We start from the raw sequence: 20,119 nt of genomic DNA on the forward strand, positions 1-20,119 counted from the left end.
AGGTGGAAGGATTGGAGGAAAATAAAGATTACCGGGCGCACCGCTCCGGGGACCTGTCGGAAGGCTACAGGCTGCAGGTGGAACACACGGTATCATGCGAGAACACGGATATTTCAGCGTTGATTGCACAGGGAGCAGAAACGGTACAGGCCATGCGCCAGGACAGTATTGAGGGAGAAAAGAAAGCCTATGACATCGTGGTGGCGGCAGCGAAGCAATGGGAACAGCAGGCGGCGGCCACGCAGCGGCTTGACCGGGCGCTGGCATACTTACGCACCCCGGAGGTAAAGCATACCGGGAACTGTTGGCAGCCCTTTTCCAACAACAAGGACTGGATGGAGATCAGTAACCGGGTCTATAAGATGTTCTGCCAGATCAGGGAACAGACAACATATAACAGGGAGGCAAAACAGGATGTTCCGTCTGCCTGGTATGTGACATGGGACCTGTATCTCAATTCGCCCAGGAAAGGCTACAGCATCCACCTTGCAGGGCAGGATAAGAAACGCTACACGGACAAGGCCGCCGCCGAGAAGTACCTGGACGGGAGAAAGAAAGCCTATTCCCATCTGTTTGCGGAGATTTCACCGCCCATCCCGAAAGAGCATGAAAACTGTTTTACGGTCAATGGAGTGCTTCTCCCTGGATATACCGTGGAGGGCCGGGAACCGGTAAGACCAGGCCATGTTGCCGAGGTTTCGGAGGGCGCCATTTCCGCGCCCGGAAAAGAGGAAAAGCCCTCCGTGCTGGGAAAGCTGTCTGCTGCGAGGGTACAGGAAAAGGCTGCGGCAGAGCCGAAGACGCCAATTAAAAAGAAGGAGGATATGCAGATTTGAAAGTATTGATGATAGAGCCTGGGAAAGCGCCTTATGAGGCCGAGCTGGACGGGAGCCTCAAATCCATGCAGGAGGCCGTCGGGGGAGGCATAGAGGGCTACTACCCTTATGCGGAGCCTGTCGCGATTGTCTGCAATGATGAAGGGAAAATAAACGGGCTTCCCCTGAACCGGGCAATCTACAACCAGGACGGCGAGATGGTCGAGATCATGGCCGGCACCTTTTTCATAGCCGGTCTCGGCGAGGAAAGTTTTGCCGACCTTCCCGATTACTTCATGGAGCAGTTTAAGGAACAGTTCAGATACCCGGAGAAATTTTACCGGCTGGCGGGTGAGATCGTTGCGGTGAAGCAGCCCCTCCTGCTGGAGGAAAAACAGCAGCCGGCCCCTGTCATGGAGGAAACGGGCGGGGATGATATAAGGCTTGACGAATCTATGGACCTGGCTTTCGACCTTGACGAATTTTTCAGGCAGAACAGCGGGGCCTATGCAGACCTGCATACGGATTCCCATGCAGAGAAAGAACGCATGGCGGACGAGCTGCTTTCTGGAGATACCGGGAAAATCCGCATGAGGCTGGCGGCATTTGAGCGTGAGGAACACATGGAGGGAGAAACGGCGCCGCTTCTGGAGCGTATTTCTTCCTATGAGAAAGAGTATGGGATCAGCGCCTATTCCATCTATCAGCTTGACATGTCGGACAATGCAGACAATCTCCGTTTTATGTCCCTGGACTGGCTGGAACGCAAAGGGCTTTCCGTGGATCGGGATCATTACCAGATGGTCTATGCCATGCAGCGGGAACCGGGCGAGACACTGGAGGATATTTACAGGCGGTTCAATATCGACCACCCGGAAGATTTCAGGGGCCATTCCCTTTCCGTTTCTGACGTGGTGGTCCTGCATGAGAGCGGTGCTGATACGGCCTGGTATGTGGACAGTATCGGCTTTAAGGAGCTGCCGGATTTCTCCGGCGCAGGGGCACCGGAGGCGAAGCGGGATGTTTCCGTGCGGGAACAGCTTGACAATGCAAGGAAACAGGCGGCGCAGGCAGGGCCGAAAGCGCCGGATAAAAAGCCCAGGGAACCGGAAAGGAGTTGATGGCTTATGCTGATGGCAGTTGACGGTCCGTATGCGCTGATGGTGCAGCCGGACGATATTTTAATCTCTCCCCGCGAGGTAGACGAGCATTTTGGGACAATGGCCTGTTTCCACCCCCGCTATGCGCTGGGTGACAGCCACAATTACATGGATAAAGACGATTTCCTGCGGGAAATGTACTTAGATACCGTGGGGCATGATGAAGCGGGCCTGAAACGCTATGAACACATGGTAAACATTGTAAGCAGCCGGTTCCGGAACGGGCCAAAGACGGAGGAACGGGCGGTTGATGACGCCATGCTGAAGGTGATCTCCGAAAAATACATTACGCTGCCCCTCTATCTGATGGACCACAGCGGCCTTGCCATGCAGACCACCAGTTTCAATGACCCCTGGGACAGCGGGCAGGTCGGATGGATTTATGTTTCCAAAGAGGACGCGCTGAAGGAATTTGGCGGGGAAAAAATGACCGGCACCGTTCGGAAAAAGGCGGAGGACCTGATGCGCGGCGAAGTGGCCGCCTATGATTCCTACCTGCGGGGCGAGTGCTACGGCTTTGAACTTTACAAAAACGGCGAGCTGTCGGATAGCTGTTGGGGATTCATGGGCGGCCTGGAGGATGCCTGTAAGGACATGGCTGAATATCTCCCGGAGGGCTGTAAGGGTATGGTGGCGCATTTAGAGGAACAGGACCACCCGGCGACCATCATTAAGACGCTCCTGAAACATGCGAAAATCCAGGTAGACCAGGCGGTAAAAGCCTTTGAGCACGCACCCCGCCAGCAGGTGGTCGGGGATGCCCGGTAAGACGGATGTTTCCCATTTATAATTACAGATTTTATTAGGAAGGAGGATGCTTATGCAGGAAGATTTGGAACAGCGGACCGTATCGGTCTCCATCCAGGCGGCGAAGCTGTCCGGGCGTGTGCTGCGCTCTGCCATTGCCGCCGTGCTCCAGAAGATGGAGCAGGAACGCAATACCCCGAAAGTCGGCAGGAACAGCATGAAACGGCTGACCTGCAAGGACCCCGGAGCCAACACCATTGAAGTCTCCGGCAGAATCCGCTCCTTTGAGCGGTATGCCAGGAAACACCAGGTCCGTTACCATATTGAAAAAGAGCTGGGGACTGACCCGCCGAAGTGGACGGTCTATTTCAAAGCGAACCAGGCGGACGCGCTGACGGCGGCCTTTAAGGAATATACCCAGAAAGACCTCGCCCGGAGCGCCAGGCCGTCGCTGCTTACCCAGCTCCATAAATTCAAGGAACTGGCGCAGGCTCTTGGCCGTGACCGGGTGAAGAACAAGGAACATGGAGGGCCGGAACGTTGAAGATAGATACCGATACCCTGAAAAAGCAGGTGATCCTCCACCTGCCCTATCTCCTGTTCCTTCTGGTATTTGCGAAGCTGGGCGAGGCGGTGCGCCTTGCCCCCGGAGCAGACGCCTCACAGAAGATGTTAGGTCTTGCGGAAGGGTTTTCTCTGGCTTTCCAGAGCATGTGGCCGGGTGCGGCGATAGACTGGCTTGCCGGCCTCTGCGGTGCCGCCGTAGTGAGGCTGGCGGTATATGTGAAAGGGAAAAATGCAAAAAAGTACCGCAAGGATGTGGAGTACGGCTCTGCACGGTGGGGGAACAAAACAGACATTGCCCCTTTCATGGACCCGAAACCGGAAAACAACATTATCCTGACGCAGACCGAGGGGCTTATGATGTCCGGCAGGCCGAAGAACCCGGCCCATGCCCGTAATAAAAATGTGCTGGTAGTCGGCGGTTCCGGCTCCGGCAAGACGAGATTTTTTATAAAACCCAACCTCATGCAGCTCCATAGTTCGTATGTCGTCACCGATCCGAACGTGATAGTGTTATAAGGAACTAAAAAGCGTTACATCATAACAGAACGGGGGTTATATAATGAGCAAACAATTAAACAGTATCAAGATTACCGCCCTGTATGAAAGGCTCTCCCGCGACGACGAATTACAGGGCGAATCCAACAGTATCACGAACCAGAAACATTTCTTAGAGGACTACGCAAGGAAGAACGGCTTTGTCAACATACGCCACTTCACCGACGACGGAGTGAGTGGGACGACATTCGACCGGGAGGGCTTCCAGTCCATGATTGCCGAAGTGGAAGCCGGAAACGTGGCGGTCATTATCGTAAAAGATATGAGCCGGTTTGGGCGCGACTATCTGAAAGTAGGGTTTTATACCGAAGTCATGTTTAAAGAAAAAGGCGTCCGGTTCATAGCAATCAACAACGGCATAGACAGCAGCAACCAGCAGGACAGCGATTTCACGCCGTTTTTGAACATTATGAATGAATGGTATGCACGCGATTCCAGCCGCAAGATACAGGCTATCTTTAAAGCCCGTATGCAGGAAGGGAAGCGGGTTTCTCCCAGTGTCCCCTACGGCTACCGGCGCGACCCGGACGACAAGCAGCATTTGATTATCGACCCGGAACCGGCAGCAGTTGTCCGGCGCATTTTCAAGCTGGTTCTGGAAGGGAATGGAGTCAATCGGATTGCCGATATTCTGTACGCTGACAAGATATTGATTCCCTCGGCATATGCTGAAAAATACTATCCTGAAAACCAGCATAGCAAGAGTTTCCACGACCCTATCCGCTGGACAAACCAAACAATCATTCATATCTTGGAAAAGCGGGAATATATGGGGCATACGGTATTGGGTAAAACTATCAGTGAATCCTATAAAACCAAAAAGCGCCGGAAAGCTACAGAGGACGAATTGATGATATTTGAGAACACCCACGAAGCAATCATTGACGAAGAAACATGGAATAATGTACAACGCCTGATAGAAACAAAACGCCGACCGAAAAAGAATGGCGCTCCCCCTTGCCGTTTAAGTGGATTGCTCTATTGCGCGGACTGTGGCTCGAAGCTGTCACACCGGTATAATTCCAGAAACAAATATGACGCTGACAATTCTTATGGCTGCTCCAGCTACCGGCAGTATACCCGGAATTGTACCATGCACTATATCCGGGTATCTGTAGTAGAAAAATTGATTCTGGAAACTATCCGGGAAGTCAGCGCCTATGCCCTCTCAAACGAAAAGGAGTTTGTCAAGAAGGTACGGGAAGCGTCAGACGTTCAGCAGGAAGCCACTATGAAAGAATACCGCCGAAGATTGGGAAAGGCAAAGCGGCGGCATGAAGAACTGGACGACCTGGTGAAAAAGCTATATGAATCTTTTGCTACCGGGAAGATTCCAGAAAAGCACTTTGACCGTCTGCTATCCGGATATGACAACGAACAGACCACACTTGAAGCAGAAATGCAGGAATTACAGACCGGGCTTGACCGTTACGGCGCGGATAGTGTGAGGGCTGACCGGTTCCTTGAATTGGTGAGAAGGTACACGGATTTTTCAGAACTTACCACTCCTATGTTGAATGAATTTATAGAAAAAGTAGTTGTCCATGAAGCGGACAAATCGACCGGGGACAGGGTGCAAAAGGTAGACATATATCTAAACTTTATCGGGGCATTTACTGTGCCAAAAATGGAAGCTGCCCTGACCGCCGAACAGGAAGCAAGGGAACAAAGGAAGCTGCAAGCCCGCAACAGGGAACGCGAACAAAACCGGCTGCGTATGCAACGGTACAGGGCGCGACAGAAGGAACTGGCAGCGGCGGCAAATTAGCATAAAGGGAACCAGAAAGAGGACGCAAGGCAGAAAGCAGCGTCCTCTTTTATGCGCCACGCCAACGGCGGGCGTAAACCCTCGGAGAGCCCACGCCGGCACTTTGCAACGCGAAGCGGTGAAAGTGTCAGAGTGGGTCATATACTTGATAAAAGTATATGATTGCATTTGCGGCGGCTGAAATAGGGCATAATATATTGACTTTTTGTGCGTACAGGAATATAATTATTGTGCGCACAAGAAAGGGGTGAAACGATGGCGCAAAAAAAGACAGGGCGTCCACCTTCTGACGATTCTATGACGGACAGAATATTTGTTCGGGTAAGCAAGGAAACAAAAGAAAAACTCGACGAATGTACACAAGAACTTGAAACTTCTCGTTCTGATGTTGTCCGAAAGGGAATTGATATGGTGCATGACAGCCTGAAAAAGTAACAGAGAAACGGCGACCTCCGGCGAAGAAAGTACGCCGTTTCAGTGTACAGCTACCTTAACAGGCAGACCGCGTAAATATTATACACTGCGCGGCTCCGTCTGGCAAGGTTTTGTGCGTAATATCAAACGAAAGGACGGAAACGAATGGGAAAAATTTTAGAGGCAATCGCAACAGACCACCTTTGCGTTGAGCCAGTGATTTATGAAGGGGATTCCAAATTTAACCGGGCAAGAAACCGGTACTGCACCCTCGGAGAAAAGCTGATGGCGAAACTCAATGAGGAAGAACGAAAAATGCTGGATGACTACAGCGCGGCACAAAACGAAGAAAGCGTTCTCTATGGGATTGACCGTTTTGTTAAAGGCTTCCGGTTAGGGGTACTTATGATGATTGAGGTCATTTCTGATGAAGATGATTTAATTCTCCATGAGGGGGAAAGCGTATGAGCATTTTAGAACGCCTTTACGATGGGAAAGTCTACCCCTGTGAAGAAATCCTTCCACAAAACTACGCGGAGTACCGCGCTATTTCTGGACAAGTGGGAAATGATTATGAATACCTCCTAAAAGAATTATCACCAGAACAGCTTAAACGGTTTGAGGAAATGGATAAAGGAAGGACAAAGCTTTCCACTATACAAGCCTACGCCAACTTTGAGTACGGTTTCAAGTTGGGTGCAATGCTGATGAATGAAGTTTTCAGCAATCATCAAGAAGTAAAAGAATAGACAGCCAGACAACAGAAGAAACGGTGCGCCTGAGCGTGCCGCTTCTCCTATCCAACCGGTCAAGGTACGGGTCGTATTTCCGCCGCTCTGCTCTGGAAATCTCCACCCTTTCCCCCTTGACCGTCTGGATTTTTGCCGTGCTATGGCTGCGCCGAAAACGGGGAACAGGAAAAAGAACTGTTTCCCGTTTTTCGTCCCAACCATTGTACGGCAAAACCGGCTCCGCTGGTGTACTGGCGGCGGGAGTTTTCCTGCGGTGGCTCTGCCCCCACACCCCCGACCTCCTCCAAAGAACAGAATAAAAGACGATTCAAGCCCTGTAACGGTTGCTAGCGCTGTTATAGGGCTTTTTATATAGATAACTGAAAGCAGAATGAAAAGGAGTGAACAACTTATGAAAGAAATCAAAACCTTGTCCGTCATTGACGGGAAAAGTCTGTTAGGGCTGGACGTGGAACCGCCTAAATTTATCATTGCCGGGCTTATGCCGGTGGGGTTGCATATCTTATCCGGCAGCGCCAAAATCGGGAAGTCATGGCTTTCTTTATGGCTCTGCCAGCAAGTGTCCACTGGTGGGAAGGTATGGGAGTTTGAAACGCGCAAATGCGGGACGCTCTACCTGGCATTGGAAGATACCATTGACCGGCTCCATTTCCGGCTCTCCCACATCACCGACGACGGCTCGGAACAAAGCTATTTTGCCACGGAAGCGGATAACCTGTCCGGCTCCCTGATACCACAACTTGAAACCTTCATGGCGGCTTATCCAGACACGGGGCTTGTGGTGGTTGACACGCTCCAACGGGTACGCGGGGCGGTGAATGATAAGAACGCCTATGCCAATGACTACGACGAAATTGGGCGAATCAAGTCCTTTGCTGACCGCTTCAAGATTGCCGTGCTGCTGATTCATCACGTCCGCAAGATGCCGGACAGCGACCCCTTCAACATGGTTTCCGGCTCGGTAGGGATAATCGGCGCGGTTGACAGTATGTATGTGCTGGAAAAGGACAAACGGACAGCCAACAAAGCGACCCTTCACGTTACTGGGCGCGATATAGAGGATATGCAGCTTTTACTGGAATTTGACCGGGATATGACCGTCTGGCGGTTCGTGTCCTACCTTTCCGGGGAGCCGACAGCCGATACACTCACGCCGGTTCTGGTGAAGTTCCTTTCCAGTAAGAAAACATTCAGCGGGACAGCTACGGAACTGTTAGACAGCCTGAAAGGGATAGACAGCAGCGTTTCCTGCTCTCCCAACAGTTTAACCCGGCTGCTGAAGGAACGCGCCCTGATACTGGAAAAACAGCACCATATCTGTATGGGCTTCACCCGGACAAAGAGCGCCCGCCTTGTTTCCCTCTCTATGGGTGACGATGACGATAAAAATATATATATGGGTGCGGAAGGGATACCGTCATCTACGGCGGGTGACGATACCCCCAAAACAGGGGTACATAGATAAATACCGTCATCGTCATCAGACAGGCGGCAACAGGGGGCATATGTTACGCAATAGGGGCTTGAAAAGTGCCTGTTTACAGGCGTTTCCAGCCCCTTTTCCATGCCCGGCGGGGTTTTATACCAACTGCCCCCAAAACGGGCTTCTAAAGCGTAACATAGCCCCGGAAAGGAGCATTTATGGGAAAGACTGACCGCTGTGTTGTGCGGAACAAAGCCTACCGCAAAGCCGGGCTTGGAATCCGGGAACGGCACAACGAACGCAAGAACAGCGGCTATGCAAACACGGACATTGACCGGGAACGCGCCGCCCTCAACGTGCATTTCAAGCGCTGTGAGGGAAGCTATGCGGAAACATTTGAGCATATGGTAGAAAACGGCACAATCAGCACAAGGGGGCTGAAACAGGACGCTAAAGTAGTTGACGAAATGGTGTTTGACGTGAACTCCGCATATTTTGAGCGGAATGGCGGCTATGCGTATGCAAAGCGGTTCTTTGAGGAAGCCTACCGGCTGGCAGTGAAGGAAGCCGGGGGTGAGGAATATATCCTCTCGGCAGTCATGCACGCGGATGAACGGAACCGGGCGCTCTCTGAACAGCTTGGGCGCGACATCTACCACTATCATCTCCATGTGGTGTATGTGCCGGTGGTGGAAAAGGAAGTCAAGTGGACAAAGCGCTGCAAAGACCCGGCTCTTGTGGGGACGACAAAGGAAGTGATTCATCAGGTCAGTCATAGCAAGAAATGGGCATCTGAAAAGGCGCTGGATAAAGAAGGGAACATTCAGCGGGACGAAAACGGGAAAGCCCTTCTAATCAACGCTTATTCCCTCCTACAAGACCGTTTTTTTGAGCATATGCAGGCGGCAGGGTTTAAAGACTTTGAGCGCGGGGAACGTGGCAGTACAGCGGCACATCTGGGCGTGCTGGAATACAAGATAAAGCAGGACAAGGAGCGACTTGCCGGGCTTGCCGGTGACGTTGCCGACAAAGAGGAACAGGCGGCGGCTCTGGATAAAACCTTGAAGCAGAAAGGCAAGCAATTAGCCGGGCTGGACAAACAGCTTACGGTCACGGAGAAAGCCAGCGCAATGTATAGCGAACTGGAACGCATGGGAAAGAAGAACCTTTGGGGACACATGGAACTACTCCCGGAAGAATTTAAAAAGCTGCTGACCCTTGCAAAGTCCGGGCTTGCGTCACAAGGGAAACTCCTTGAATTGCAACGGCAGCTTACCGAAGCGGTGAAGGGGCTGGAAATCTACCGTACCCGCTGGCAGGACTTAAAGGGCAGGACAAAAGACTATATGGAACTGGAACGGCTGCACCCGGAACAGACAAGGAAGGCTCTGGAAAGCCTGAAACGGCTGGAAAAAGAAACCTCCGCGCCCGCCCCTACCCTCAAAAGGAAGCAGCAACAGGAGCGGTAACACCCTGCCTGTTCTTTGGATGAGGTCGGGGGTGTGGGGGCAGAGCCACCACATAGCACTAACGCCGCCGGTACACCAGTGGAGCCGGTTTTGCCGTAGAATGGAGCGGACGACAGCGGGAAACAGTTCTCTTTCCTGTTCCCCGCTGTCGGCAGCGCAATGGCACGGCAAAAATCCAGACTGTCAAGGGGGAAAGGGTGGAGATTTTCAGAGCGGAGCGGCGAAAATACGACCCGACCCTTGACGGGCTGGATAGGCGGAACGGAAGGGAAAGACAAAAACTTGAATCAGCAGAAAGGAAATCTAAATGAATAAAGCAGATACAACAACTATCACCACAAGACAGGAAGCGCCGCGGCTTATCCGGCGGATAGGCACGACCACTTATGAGGTATCTATACATTTCAGTGATACCAGCAAGGAAACAATGGCAGATAAAATCAAGCGGTTGATTGAACAGGACATTCAGCTTGTGTAACGGTAAATATGTCCTTGACACACCGTCCGAAAAGGTACGGTCCTGATTGAAGTGGGAAAGCTGCTAAGCCGCGGCACGCCGAAACTGGACAAGGACGGAAAACCGGTCAGGGGAAAGAATGGGAAAACCGTGTATGAGCCTTATAAGATCAAGGTATTCAACACAATCAACTTTTCAAAGAGTATGCACTATAACCCCTTTGCCTACATCCACAATGAGAAGGACATTCTGAAACTGGTAACGGTGCTGATCGCAAACACCAAAGGGGAAGGGAAATCCGGCGACGATTTCTGGGTCAAGGCCGAGACGCTGCTGTATACGGCGCTGATCGGCTATATCTATTATGAGGCCCCGACAAACGAGCAGAATTTTTCCACCCTGGTAGAAATGATAAACGCTATGGAGGTCCGGGAGGATGACGAGACTTTCAAAAATGCGGTGGATTTGCTGTTTGACGCGCTGGAGCAGAAGGACCCGGACCACTTCGCCCTACGCCAGTATAAAAAATATAAATTAGCGGCGGGCAAGACAGCAAAATCGATCCTTATTTCCTGCGGCGCCAGGTTAGCGCCGTTCGATATTAAGGAGGTACGGGAGATCACCATGTATGACGAGCTGGAGCTTGACCTGGTCGGGGACAGGAAAACGGCGCTGTTCTTTATCATCAGCGATACGGATGCGACGTTCAATTTCCTTGTCAGCATGGCGTATACGCAGTTGTTCAATCTGCTGTGCGAGCGTGCCGATGACAAGTACGGCGGCAGGCTGCCGGTACATGTGCGGTGCCTGATCGACGAGGCCGCCAATATCGGGCAGATTCCGAACCTGGAAAAGCTGATGGCAACGATCCGTTCCAGGGAGATTTCGGCCTGTCTGGTATTGCAGGCGCAGAGCCAGCTAAAGGCGCTCTATAAGGACAACATGGACACCATCATCGGGAATTGTGACGCTTCCCTTTTCCTGGGAGGCAAGGAGGAAACCACGCTGAAAAGCTGGAATTCCCTGCTGGGAAAAGAGACCATCGACATGTATAACACCAGCGTCACCAAAGGCAACCAGGAATCCCACGGACAGAATTTCCAGAAATTGGGAAAGGATTTGATGTCGGTGGACGAGCTGGCCGTGATGGACGGCGGGAAATGCCTTTTGCAGATCAGGGGCGTCCGGCCCTTCCTCTCCCGCAAATACGATATTACGAAACATCCGAATTATAAATACCTGTCGGATTATGCCCCTAAAAATGAGTTTGACATTGAAAGATTCCTCTCAACCAGGCTGCCCGTCAGCCCCGGCGAGCTGTACCGCAATTATGAGGTCACGGCGGAGGATTTGGAGGTGCCGGCTGTATGATGATGTAGCTGCCTGTTGAAGTCCCTGGCTTTAGCGGGCTTTTTCTTTTCACCGGAAGGAGGTTCTATTGAGGATTCGCGCCCCTCCCTGACAACCGTATACCTTTCCAGGATGCTCCTGGACTATGCCGCCCCTGTGCTTTATTCAGATTTTCTTAAAGCACAGGGGCGTTTTTTCGTTTCCGGCCAGATACGGCCATACCACAAAACCAACATTTCTCAAATTAAAGGAGGACAACTTTATGGCTTTTTTTGCAAGTGCGATTGATACCCTGAAAATTCTGGTGATTGCTCTGGGCGCCGGCCTCGGCGCATGGGGCGTCATCAACTTATTGGAGGGCTACGGCAATGACAACCCTGGTGCAAATGCTCATGTGTGGTAAAGAAGCAACCATTAACACAAGGCTTAGATAGCCAGCCCAACAACGATTCCGTACAGTAGATGGACAAATCATATGCTTACTGCATTTGATGATTGTGGTAGAGAAAGAATAGAATAAATGGTATAATTTGAAATACCTTGACATGGTCGCTAAAAATGTAGAAAAACAAGCGATTTCATAAATGTTATTATTCAGAGCGCAAATGTAAAGCAGCGTTGATAGAAAAAATTGTTTATATTGCTTAAAATTTCTCTCAAAGGAGGACACAAAATGGAAATTGGAAATAAAATCAACCAATTAAGAAAACTTTCAGGAATGACACAAGAACAATTAGCTGAAAAACTTAACGTGTCCAGACAGACCATTTCCAAATGGGAGTCGGACAGAACTTCCCCAGACTTAGAAAGTATCGTTAATATAAGCAGGATTTTTCATGTGTCATTAGATGATTTGCTAAAGGAAGGAGAAGCAGGCGTGGCAAATAAAAAGGATGAACAACTAACTTTAGAAGATTTGATGAAAATAAATCTTCATAACAGAAAAATGTCGTTGCTGCTCATCAGCGGTTTGATTTTTATTATGGTCAGCATATTAAATTTCGCCTATGTAGTTGCATTACAAAACACAACACTTAGCACCCAGTATATGTTATACCGATATATCGCTACGGGGCAATATGAGAATGCCCCTGTTGATTATATGCGGTTGATGATACCGTCCATCATCGCAGGAGCAATCGGAGTAATTCTGTTCATAAGTTATGCCATTGAAAAAAGGAAAAAAGGAGATTGAAAAATATGTATAAAACAAAGAAGATTATTTCATGTTTCGCTTTATGTGTGTTAATTTTTTCTTTATGTGCGTGTGGAGAGAAAAGTAGTGACAATGCTGCTATTTACGGTGAAACCATTGCCGGACTGGAAGATAATGAGCTTTTTGCGATTGTTGATACGAATGCTTCTTCACCTGTTTTACTTGTCACTTCACAGGTGTATGATGACAGACTGGGAAATCAGGCGGCACTTAATTGTGAAGTATATTATCTGGTAGACAAAGAAGTTAAAAACGTAGGAAGGATAGAAAGTATGGGCACCGCATACCCTATCTCTTATGATGAAACAGGTATTTATGCAGCTTCCGGTCACGCTATGCAGCGTTTTGAAATTGAAGAATCCGGCGCACTTAAATTGGCGGAAAGTATTCTTGAACAATCTGATGAAAGCGGAAATGCCACTTACACTATGGAAAAGGGAGACGAAACAAAGACAATTACAGAAGAAGAATACTATACGACTTTTGAGAAATATAGTGACGCTACCATAGTAAGTTTCTCTTATGGTGCGTCGGACGCTGGCAATTCAGGTGCATGAAGTGGAAGCCGTAGACGAGGTTTTACGCCATTACAGCAAGCGAATCCGAATCGCCGCCATTTGAATACGGGCATATCGACAAAGACACCGTGGACAGCATAAAACAGCGGCTTGTTACCGTCCTGTTCCAGTTCCGACATGACAGACAAGTTACATAACAGTAGGAGGTACTATTTATAGCAAAAATACTAATTCTTACATTCAACGATACCGAAGAAAAAACGGTTGAGAAAGCCATAACTGCCCTTGCCGATATGATACCACTGGAAGCCATACAGTCGCCGGAATCCCCCGCACTGGTTTTTCCGGGATTGGAAATCAGATTACACCAACGCCGGGTATTAAAAGACGGGGAGGACATATACCTCACACGTTTGGAATACGGCGCACTCTGCTACCTTGCCGCCAGTCCGGGGAGGGTATTCACAAAGGCGCAAATCTTTGAATCCGTGTGGAGCATGGAAAGCGAAAGCTGCCAGTCAAACGTTGCCAGCGTGATATGCAATCTGCGGAAAAAGATAGAACTGGACAGCAAAAATCCCATCTACATAAAGACCGTTTTAGACATAGGCTACAAGTTTGCTTCCGGGGAATAAAAAACGAATAACCACCGCCATTTTTGGCAGTCAGAAAGCAGGAAATCAGAAAAGGTTTCCTGTTTTTTTGCGCCCGTTTTTGCTAAAATCTGGCAGGAAAGCACGAAAAGAAATTACAGAAAATCCCGGAAGACTTTGCCATATTTTCCTTGCAGTGCGTAGTAATAATGACGGGAAAAATACCACCGCAAAGTTGGCAGAACCCACGCCATGCAAGCCGAGGGAAAACGGCGAAAGCCCACACAGCAGAAGCCGCTACTTTCTTAGAGCAAGATTCTACCATAGTACCAAAATTCGCTTATCGCTCATTTTGTCCTATGGGAATCTTGTTGGGGTTGCCACCCCAAGCCCGCCTTTTTGCGGCTTGCGCCGCTTGAAAAAATCCACCCACGAAAGGAGGTTCACAGCCATGAAAAGATACAACACGCCCCACCGCCACCGGGTAATCAAGACACGCTTGACAGAGGAAGAATACGCCGAGTTTTCCGAGCGGGTTTCACTCTGCAAAATGAGCCAGTCCGAGTATATCCGGCAAGCCCTTACCAAGTCACGAATACGCCCGGTCATTACCGTTTCTCCGGTCAATGATGAATTGCTTTCTGCCGTGGGGAAACTTACAGCCGAGTATGGAAAAATCGGCGGGAATCTGAATCAGATAGCCCGCTGTCTGAACGAGTACGGCGCACCTTATAACGCCCTCTCCCATGAGGTACGAGCCGCCACAGCGGAGCTTGCCGCCTTGAAGTTTGAAGTCTTGCAGAAAGTAGGTGAAGCCGTTGGCAACGTTCAAACATATCAGCTCTAAAAATGCCGACTATGGAGCCGCCGAGCAGTACCTAACCTTTGAGCATGACGATTTTACCATGAAGCCCACCCTTGATGAAAGCGGGCGGCTTATCCCCCGTGACGATTACCGCATTTCCTCTCTGAATTGCGGCGGGGAGGATTTCGCCATAGCGTGTATGCGCTCCAATCTCAAATACGGCAAGAACCAGAAACGGGAGGACGTAAAGAGCCACCACTATATCATCAGCTTTGACCCCCGTGACGCACAGGACAACGGCTTGACCGTAGACCGGGCGCAGCAGTTGGGCGAGCAGTTTTGCAAAGAGCATTTTCCCGGACACCAAGCCCTTGTCTGCACCCACCCGGACGGACATAACCACAGCGGAAATATCCATGTGCATATCGTAATCAATTCTTTACGGATTGCGGAAGTGCCGCTCTTGCCCTACATGGAAAGACCAGCGGACACAAGGGAGGGCTGCAAGCACCGCTGCACGGACGCAGCTATGGAATATTTCAAAGCGGAAGTCATGGAGATGTGCCACCGGGAAAATCTCTATCAGATTGATTTACTTAATGGGAGCAAGAACCGTGTTACCGAGCGTGAGTATTGGGCGAAGCGGAAAGGACAAGCCGCACTGGATAAAGAGAACGCTTCCCTTGCCGCCGCAGGTGAGCCGCCCAAAGTCACAAAATTTGAAACCGACAAGGAGCGGTTACGCAGCGTGATCCGCACCGCCCTGTCCTCTGCTATCTCTTTTGAGGACTTCTCCGGGAAGCTGTTACAACAGGGAGTGACCGTCAAGGAGAGCCGGGGGAGATTATCGTATCTCACGCCGGACAGGACAAAGCCCATCACCGCCCGGAAACTGGGTGATGATTTTGACCGTGCCGCCGTACTGGAAACACTCACCCAAAACGCACAGAACGCCACAAGAGCCGCCGAAAAGCCCCTACCCAAACAGGAATACCCCCGCAGCATAAAAGACCGTTTACAGCGCAACAAAGCCGCCATAAACGCACCGAAACAAGACAGCGTACAGCGCATGGTAGACCGGGAAGCCAAGCGAGCCGAGGGCAAGGGCATAGGATATGACCGCTGGGCGGCTGTCCACAACCTAAAGCAAATGGCAGCGACCATGAGCATTTACGGGGAATCCGGCTTTTCTTCCCCGGAAGAACTGGAAGCCGCCCTTGCCGCCGCCAGTGCCGGATTGCATGAAACCACCGGGAAACTGAAAGCCGTGGAAAGCACCTTGCGGGAGAAAAAGGACTTGCAGAAGCAGCTATTAGCCTACATCAAGACCAAGCCAGCCCGTGACGGATTGCGGGCGCAGAAATCGGAAAAAGCAAAGCGAGCCTACCGGGAGCAGCACGAAAGCGAGTTTATCATTTCCGAATCCGCCGCCCGGTATTTCAAGGCACGGGGAATCTCCAAGCTGCCAGCGTCCAAAGCATTACAGACAGAGATTGAGCAGCTTACCAAAGAGAAAAACGCCCTTTACAACGAGTACCGGGAGAAGAAAGAGAACGTCCGGGAATTGCAGACCGTCAAAAGCAATATCGAGCAGATTTTAAGGCGTGAGCCGGAACGCAGAAAGGGAAAAGACCATGAAAGATAAAATCCCAAGAATGGACTACCGCCAGTACCGGGCGGCGTGCCGGCTTGTGCATGAGTGCTGCAACTACGATAACGGCAACTGTATCTTGCTGGATAACGGCGAGCCTTGCGTATGTGTGCAGAGTATCAGCTATTCGCTTCTCTGTCGCTGGTTCATTGCCGCGGTGCTACCGCTGGACGGGAAGCTGGAAGCCGCCCTACTCCACCGGGCAGACAGGAAACGCTGTACCGAGTGCGGCGGGTATTTTCTCCCCAAGTCAAACCGTGGGAAATACTGCCCGGATTGTGCCGGACGCATGAAAAGAATCCATGCCGCACAGCGCAAGCGGAAACAAAGGCTACTATGTCACGCTTTAGGAACTGGAAAGCCCCCGTAAATCAAGGCTTTTTTGACCGCCCTCAAAGGGTAGCCGATATTTTAATCCTTTACCCCTCAAAACGGCGTCCTAAAGCGTAACAGAAGCCCACAGACAGGAGGTGAGAACCATAACCGATTACATCACAGCCGACACCGCAATGCCGCAGTTTTTCCCGTATCCCTGTTTTCTGCTGAAAATGGACTTGTCATATACCGCAAGGCTGCTCTATGCGCTGCTGTTAGACCGTACCACCCTCTCACAGAAGAACGGCTGGCAGGACAGCGAGGGCAGGACGTATATTGTCTACCCCGTTTCGGAGATAGCGGAAACGCTGGATAAAGGCAGAACCGCCATAAAATCCGCACTGAACGAGCTGGACGCTGCCGGGCTTTTAGTGCGGGAACGCCGGGGATTTTCCGCACCGAACCGCCTTTATGTGAAAATACCGCAAGTGCCAGTGGTACAGTTTTCCGACCATATGACCGCCATACAGCCGGAAAAGCGACCCTCTGATAGCCGGAAAAGCGACCCTCATAAGGACGGAAAACCGACCTTTGCGTTGGACGGAAAACCGACCCCTAACCAACTTACTATAAACCAACTAAAAGAGAACCAACTAAAAGGAGCGAGTGGGGAGCCGCCCGCCCCGTTTGGAAGATATAAAAATATTTTCCTCTCCGAATCCGAGTATACGGAGCTGAAAGAGGAATACCCGGACAGGCTGGAACGGTTCATTGAGGAAATGAGCGAGTACATAGCCGCCAGCGGAAATGATTATGTGTGCCATGCCGCTGCATTGCGCCGCTGGTTAAACCGGGAGAAAAAGGAGAACCCGAAAAAGGGAATCCCCGATTATTCCTACAAAGAGGGCGAGAGCCTTTGACCGCATAGACACAACGCCCCGTAAACAGGGCGTAAAAGACCATGAACAAGGAGGACGATTTTATGAGTGATTACGATAACGCTATTTTCCGGCTTGCTACGGCACAGGAAGCAGAGCCGGAGGACTATACCGGGGAGGACGGGCTTTTGTATTGCGGAAGCTGCCATAAACCCAAAGAAGCCTACTTCCCGGAGGGCAAGACCATTTTCGGACGTGACCGCCACCCCAAAGAATGTGACTGCCAGCGCAAACGCCGGGAAACACTGGAAGCCGCAGACCGGGAACACAAGCACCGGGAGGAAGTAGAACGGCTAAAAAGAAAGGGCTTCACCGACCCGGCTATGAAAAGCTGGACTTTCGGGAATGACAACGGCAAATGCCCCCAAATGGAGAAAGCCCGCCGCTATGTGGAACAATGGGAGCAGATAAAGGACGGAAACCACGGAATGATTTTGTGGGGAGAAGTAGGCACGGGCAAGAGCTACCTTGCCGGGTGTATCGCCAATGCCCTCATGGAGAAAGAAATTTCCGTGTGCATGACGAACTTTGCCCTTATCCTCAATGACCTTGCCGCCAGCTACAAGGACAGGAACGAATACATATCCCGCCTTTGCAGCTTCCCTTTGCTTATCCTTGACGATTTCGGCATAGAGCGTGGCACAGAATACGGCTTAGAGCAAGTCTATAACGTGATTGACAGCCGATACCGCAGCCAAAAGCCGCTGATAGTCACCACGAATTTGACGCTGGAGGAATTGCAGAACCCGGAGGACACCGCCCACGCCCGCATATATGACCGCCTTACGGAAATGTGTACCCCTGTCTGTATTACCGGGGAGAATTTCAGGAAAGCCAAAGCAAGGGAGAAAATGGAACAGCTTAAAACGCTGCTGAACAGAAAGGAGAGCCTATGACCGACACCCCCAACAGAAGCACCGCCACTACCGCCCGCCGCCCGGATTGCGTGACCGAGGTACGCAGAGGGAATACTGTCCTTGTGGTTTCCGGTTATTTCAAGCAAGGCACTACCGCTACCGCCGCCGACAAGATGATGAAAGTGCTGGAAGCCGAAAGCGCAGCCGGGGAACGAGCCGCCCATGCCATGTAAAGTGACATTCCCTGTTAAAAATAATTCGACATTATGTTCCATAAAGTAGCAAAAAGGACTGTACAGCCAGCCCCAACCTATGGTATAATAGACCTACGGAATAGTGGGCTGGCTGTCGGAAACGGAGGATATTATGTCAAGACAGACCACCCAAACACTCATTACCGCCCTTTATCCGAGATTATCCCATGAGGACGAGCTGCAAGGCGAGAGCAATTCCATTTCCAACCAGAAGCGAATCCTTGAAAACTACGCAAAGCAGAACGGCTTCGGGAATCTGAAATGGTACACGGACGACGGTTATTCCGGGGCGAATTTCCAAAGACCCGGCTTCCAGTCCATGCTTGCCGATATTGAAGCGGGGCTTGTAGGTACAGTCATAGTCAAGGATATGTCACGGTTAGGGCGAAACTATCTTCAAGTGGGAATGTATACAGAAATGATTTTCCCACAGAAAAACGTCCGTTTCATTGCCATCAATGACGGCGTTGACAGCGCACAGGGCGACAACGATTTTGCCCCCTTGCGTAATATTTTTAACGAATGGCTGGTGAGAGATACGAGCAAGAAAATCAGAGCCGTGAAGCGGTCAAAAGGCATGAGCGGGAAGCCCGTCACAAGCAAGCCCGTGTACGGCTACCTCATGGACGAGGACGAAAATTTCATCATTGACGGGGAAGCCGCCCCCGTGGTGAAGCAGATATACAGCCTCTGCCTTGCCGGGAACGGACCGACCAAGATAGCCCGTATGCTTACGGAGCAGCAGACACCCACGCCGGGAACGCTGGAATACCGCCGGACGGGAAGCACACGCCGCTACCACCCCGGCTATGAGTGCAAGTGGGCGACAAACACCGTGGCGCATATCCTTGAAAACCGGGAGTACACGGGCTGCCTTGTGAACTTCAAGACCGAGAAAGTGTCTTACAAGGTAAAGCAGAGCAGGGAGAACCCCGAAGAAAAGCAGGCAATCTTTGAGAACCACCACGAGCCTATCATAGACCGTGACACATGGGAGCGTGTGCAGGAGCTACGCAAGCAGCGCAAACGCCCCAACCGCTATGACGAAGTGGGCTTGTTCTCCGGCATACTCTTTTGTGCCGACTGCGGCAGCGTCATGTACCAGCAGAGGTATCAGACAGACAAGCGGCGGCAGGACTGCTACATATGCGGCAGCTACAAGAAGCGCACCCGTGACTGTACGGCGCACTTTATCCGCACCGACCTTTTGACCGAGGGAGTGACCGAGAATTTACGGAAAGTCACCAGCTACGCCGCCAAGCACGAAGCCCGGTTTATGAAGCTGTTGACCGAGCAGACCGAGGACGGGAGCAAACGCCGGAACGCCGCCAAGAAGAAAGAACTGGAAGCGGCAGAAAAACGGATAGCTGATGTGGTATAAAAAAAGTTGACAGCCCATTCTCAAGGATTTGAGATATAATCAAGAGAATAAGGAGTGAACAAAAATGGCAGAAAACAGGCAATACGACCATGAATACAAAGTACAGGCAGTGAA

At 50.9% G+C, this 20,119-nt stretch carries 21 protein-coding genes and 3 pseudogenes; all 24 read left to right on the forward strand.

Translation table 11 applies throughout. The features are described 5' to 3' along the window. Positions 1-2 precede the first annotated feature (2 nt). Entirely contained in the window at positions 3-836 is an 834-nt protein-coding gene (locus NSB25_RS24525; protein WP_330671181.1) for a hypothetical protein, read from the forward strand. After that, on the forward strand, positions 833-1,936 hold the full coding sequence (locus NSB25_RS29975) for a DUF3846 domain-containing protein (protein WP_103242310.1): 1,104 nt from the start codon (positions 833-835) through the stop codon (positions 1,934-1,936). Before NSB25_RS24525 ends, NSB25_RS29975 begins: the two co-directional genes overlap by 4 nt. Positions 1,937-1,942: 6 nt before the next feature. Beyond that, entirely contained in the window at positions 1,943-2,743 is an 801-nt protein-coding gene (locus tag NSB25_RS24535; protein WP_103242309.1) for a hypothetical protein, read from the forward strand. 52 nt (positions 2,744-2,795) lie between these two features. Then, a complete protein-coding gene (locus NSB25_RS24540) occupies positions 2,796-3,266 on the forward strand; it encodes a PcfB family protein (protein WP_103242308.1) in 471 nt (156 codons plus the stop codon). After that, a pseudogene (locus NSB25_RS24545) lies at positions 3,263-3,802 on the forward strand (type IV secretory system conjugative DNA transfer family protein); the annotation flags it as partial. The gene NSB25_RS24540 and the pseudogene NSB25_RS24545, both read left to right, overlap by 4 nt. A gap of 46 nt (positions 3,803-3,848) precedes the next feature. Further along, positions 3,849-5,612 carry a recombinase family protein gene (locus NSB25_RS24550; RefSeq protein ID WP_257479325.1) on the forward strand — a complete coding sequence of 588 codons (1,764 nt, stop codon included), beginning with the start codon at positions 3,849-3,851 and terminating at the stop codon, positions 5,610-5,612. A 255-nt stretch (positions 5,613-5,867) separates the two neighbouring features. Continuing rightward, positions 5,868-6,047, forward strand: a complete 180-nt coding sequence (locus NSB25_RS24555) for a ribbon-helix-helix protein, CopG family (RefSeq protein WP_120390475.1) — start codon at positions 5,868-5,870, stop codon at positions 6,045-6,047. Between the two features lie 144 nt (positions 6,048-6,191). Beyond that, positions 6,192-6,494: a DUF6809 family protein gene (locus NSB25_RS24560; RefSeq protein WP_103242822.1), complete on the forward strand. Its 303-nt coding sequence runs from the start codon at positions 6,192-6,194 to the stop codon at positions 6,492-6,494. Continuing rightward, positions 6,491-6,775: a DUF6809 family protein gene (locus tag NSB25_RS24565; protein ID WP_103242821.1), complete on the forward strand. Its 285-nt coding sequence runs from the start codon at positions 6,491-6,493 to the stop codon at positions 6,773-6,775. Before NSB25_RS24560 ends, NSB25_RS24565 begins: the two co-directional genes overlap by 4 nt. Before the next feature lie 394 nt (positions 6,776-7,169). Further along, entirely contained in the window at positions 7,170-8,243 is a 1,074-nt protein-coding gene (locus NSB25_RS24570; protein WP_257479326.1) for an AAA family ATPase, read from the forward strand. Positions 8,244-8,419: 176 nt separating this feature from the next. After that, positions 8,420-9,670 (forward strand): plasmid recombination protein, encoded by a 1,251-nt coding sequence (locus tag NSB25_RS24575; RefSeq protein WP_257479327.1) that lies wholly within the window; start codon positions 8,420-8,422, stop codon positions 9,668-9,670. Positions 9,671-9,977: 307 nt separating this feature from the next. After that, entirely contained in the window at positions 9,978-10,148 is a 171-nt protein-coding gene (locus tag NSB25_RS24580; RefSeq protein WP_160584304.1) for a transposon-encoded TnpW family protein, read from the forward strand. A gap of 30 nt (positions 10,149-10,178) precedes the next feature. After that, positions 10,179-11,498 (forward strand): annotated as a pseudogene (locus NSB25_RS24585) (VirD4-like conjugal transfer protein, CD1115 family); the annotation flags it as partial. Between the two features lie 241 nt (positions 11,499-11,739). After that, on the forward strand, positions 11,740-11,880 hold the full coding sequence (locus NSB25_RS24590; RefSeq protein WP_103242643.1) for a Maff2 family mobile element protein: 141 nt from the start codon (positions 11,740-11,742) through the stop codon (positions 11,878-11,880). 270 nt (positions 11,881-12,150) lie between these two features. After that, a complete protein-coding gene (locus NSB25_RS24595) occupies positions 12,151-12,672 on the forward strand; it encodes a helix-turn-helix domain-containing protein (protein ID WP_242982640.1) in 522 nt (173 codons plus the stop codon). A 5-nt stretch (positions 12,673-12,677) separates the two neighbouring features. Beyond that, positions 12,678-13,250 carry a hypothetical protein gene (locus tag NSB25_RS24600; RefSeq protein ID WP_242982641.1) on the forward strand — a complete coding sequence of 191 codons (573 nt, stop codon included), beginning with the start codon at positions 12,678-12,680 and terminating at the stop codon, positions 13,248-13,250. Positions 13,251-13,441: 191 nt separating this feature from the next. After that, positions 13,442-13,846, forward strand: a complete 405-nt coding sequence (locus NSB25_RS24610) for a winged helix-turn-helix domain-containing protein (RefSeq protein WP_103242645.1) — start codon at positions 13,442-13,444, stop codon at positions 13,844-13,846. Between the two features lie 409 nt (positions 13,847-14,255). After that, complete coding sequence (locus NSB25_RS24615; protein ID WP_103242646.1) at positions 14,256-14,651, forward strand: plasmid mobilization protein; 396 nt, start codon at positions 14,256-14,258, stop codon at positions 14,649-14,651. Further along, positions 14,623-16,254, forward strand: coding sequence for a relaxase/mobilization nuclease domain-containing protein (locus NSB25_RS24620; protein WP_103242647.1), 1,632 nt, complete (start codon positions 14,623-14,625; stop codon positions 16,252-16,254). The genes NSB25_RS24615 and NSB25_RS24620 overlap by 29 nt, the downstream gene beginning before the upstream one ends. Further along, positions 16,244-16,630 (forward strand): cysteine-rich VLP domain-containing protein, encoded by a 387-nt coding sequence (locus tag NSB25_RS24625; protein WP_103242648.1) that lies wholly within the window; start codon positions 16,244-16,246, stop codon positions 16,628-16,630. Before NSB25_RS24620 ends, NSB25_RS24625 begins: the two co-directional genes overlap by 11 nt. Positions 16,631-16,751: 121 nt before the next feature. Continuing rightward, positions 16,752-17,495, forward strand: coding sequence for a replication initiator protein A (locus tag NSB25_RS24630; protein ID WP_330406383.1), 744 nt, complete (start codon positions 16,752-16,754; stop codon positions 17,493-17,495). 62 nt (positions 17,496-17,557) lie between these two features. Further along, the gene (locus NSB25_RS24635; protein WP_103242651.1) at positions 17,558-18,409 is read left to right on the forward strand and encodes an ATP-binding protein; all 852 of its coding nucleotides are present in this window, start codon (positions 17,558-17,560) and stop codon (positions 18,407-18,409) included. Next, positions 18,406-18,603 carry a transposon-encoded TnpW family protein gene (locus NSB25_RS24640; protein ID WP_103242650.1) on the forward strand — a complete coding sequence of 66 codons (198 nt, stop codon included), beginning with the start codon at positions 18,406-18,408 and terminating at the stop codon, positions 18,601-18,603. The genes NSB25_RS24635 and NSB25_RS24640 overlap by 4 nt, the downstream gene beginning before the upstream one ends. 133 nt (positions 18,604-18,736) lie before the next feature. Further along, positions 18,737-19,999 (forward strand): annotated as a pseudogene (locus NSB25_RS24645) (recombinase family protein); the annotation flags it as partial. Positions 20,000-20,119 lie beyond the last annotated feature (120 nt).

The sequence above is a fragment of the Acetatifactor muris genome, assembly GCF_024623325.1.
Classification (GTDB): domain Bacteria; phylum Bacillota; class Clostridia; order Lachnospirales; family Lachnospiraceae; genus Acetatifactor; species Acetatifactor muris.

Bases quoted from the DNA above. Each gene is read 5' to 3' on its own strand.
- NSB25_RS24535 (WP_103242309.1), top strand. From the start codon at position 1,943: ATGCTGATGGCAGTTGACGGTCCGTATGCGCTGATGGTGCAGCCGGAC.
- NSB25_RS24540 (WP_103242308.1), top strand. From the start codon at position 2,796: ATGCAGGAAGATTTGGAACAGCGGACCGTATCGGTCTCCATCCAGGCG.
- NSB25_RS24550 (WP_257479325.1), top strand. From the start codon at position 3,849: ATGAGCAAACAATTAAACAGTATCAAGATTACCGCCCTGTATGAAAGG.
- NSB25_RS24555 (WP_120390475.1), top strand. From the start codon at position 5,868: ATGGCGCAAAAAAAGACAGGGCGTCCACCTTCTGACGATTCTATGACG.
- NSB25_RS24560 (WP_103242822.1), top strand. From the start codon at position 6,192: ATGGGAAAAATTTTAGAGGCAATCGCAACAGACCACCTTTGCGTTGAG.
- NSB25_RS24565 (WP_103242821.1), top strand. From the start codon at position 6,491: ATGAGCATTTTAGAACGCCTTTACGATGGGAAAGTCTACCCCTGTGAA.
- NSB25_RS24570 (WP_257479326.1), top strand. From the start codon at position 7,170: ATGAAAGAAATCAAAACCTTGTCCGTCATTGACGGGAAAAGTCTGTTA.
- NSB25_RS24575 (WP_257479327.1), top strand. From the start codon at position 8,420: ATGGGAAAGACTGACCGCTGTGTTGTGCGGAACAAAGCCTACCGCAAA.
- NSB25_RS24580 (WP_160584304.1), top strand. From the start codon at position 9,978: ATGAATAAAGCAGATACAACAACTATCACCACAAGACAGGAAGCGCCG.
- NSB25_RS24590 (WP_103242643.1), top strand. From the start codon at position 11,740: ATGGCTTTTTTTGCAAGTGCGATTGATACCCTGAAAATTCTGGTGATT.
- NSB25_RS24595 (WP_242982640.1), top strand. From the start codon at position 12,151: ATGGAAATTGGAAATAAAATCAACCAATTAAGAAAACTTTCAGGAATG.
- NSB25_RS24600 (WP_242982641.1), top strand. From the start codon at position 12,678: ATGTATAAAACAAAGAAGATTATTTCATGTTTCGCTTTATGTGTGTTA.
- NSB25_RS24615 (WP_103242646.1), top strand. From the start codon at position 14,256: ATGAAAAGATACAACACGCCCCACCGCCACCGGGTAATCAAGACACGC.
- NSB25_RS24625 (WP_103242648.1), top strand. From the start codon at position 16,244: ATGAAAGATAAAATCCCAAGAATGGACTACCGCCAGTACCGGGCGGCG.
- NSB25_RS24635 (WP_103242651.1), top strand. From the start codon at position 17,558: ATGAGTGATTACGATAACGCTATTTTCCGGCTTGCTACGGCACAGGAA.
- NSB25_RS24640 (WP_103242650.1), top strand. From the start codon at position 18,406: ATGACCGACACCCCCAACAGAAGCACCGCCACTACCGCCCGCCGCCCG.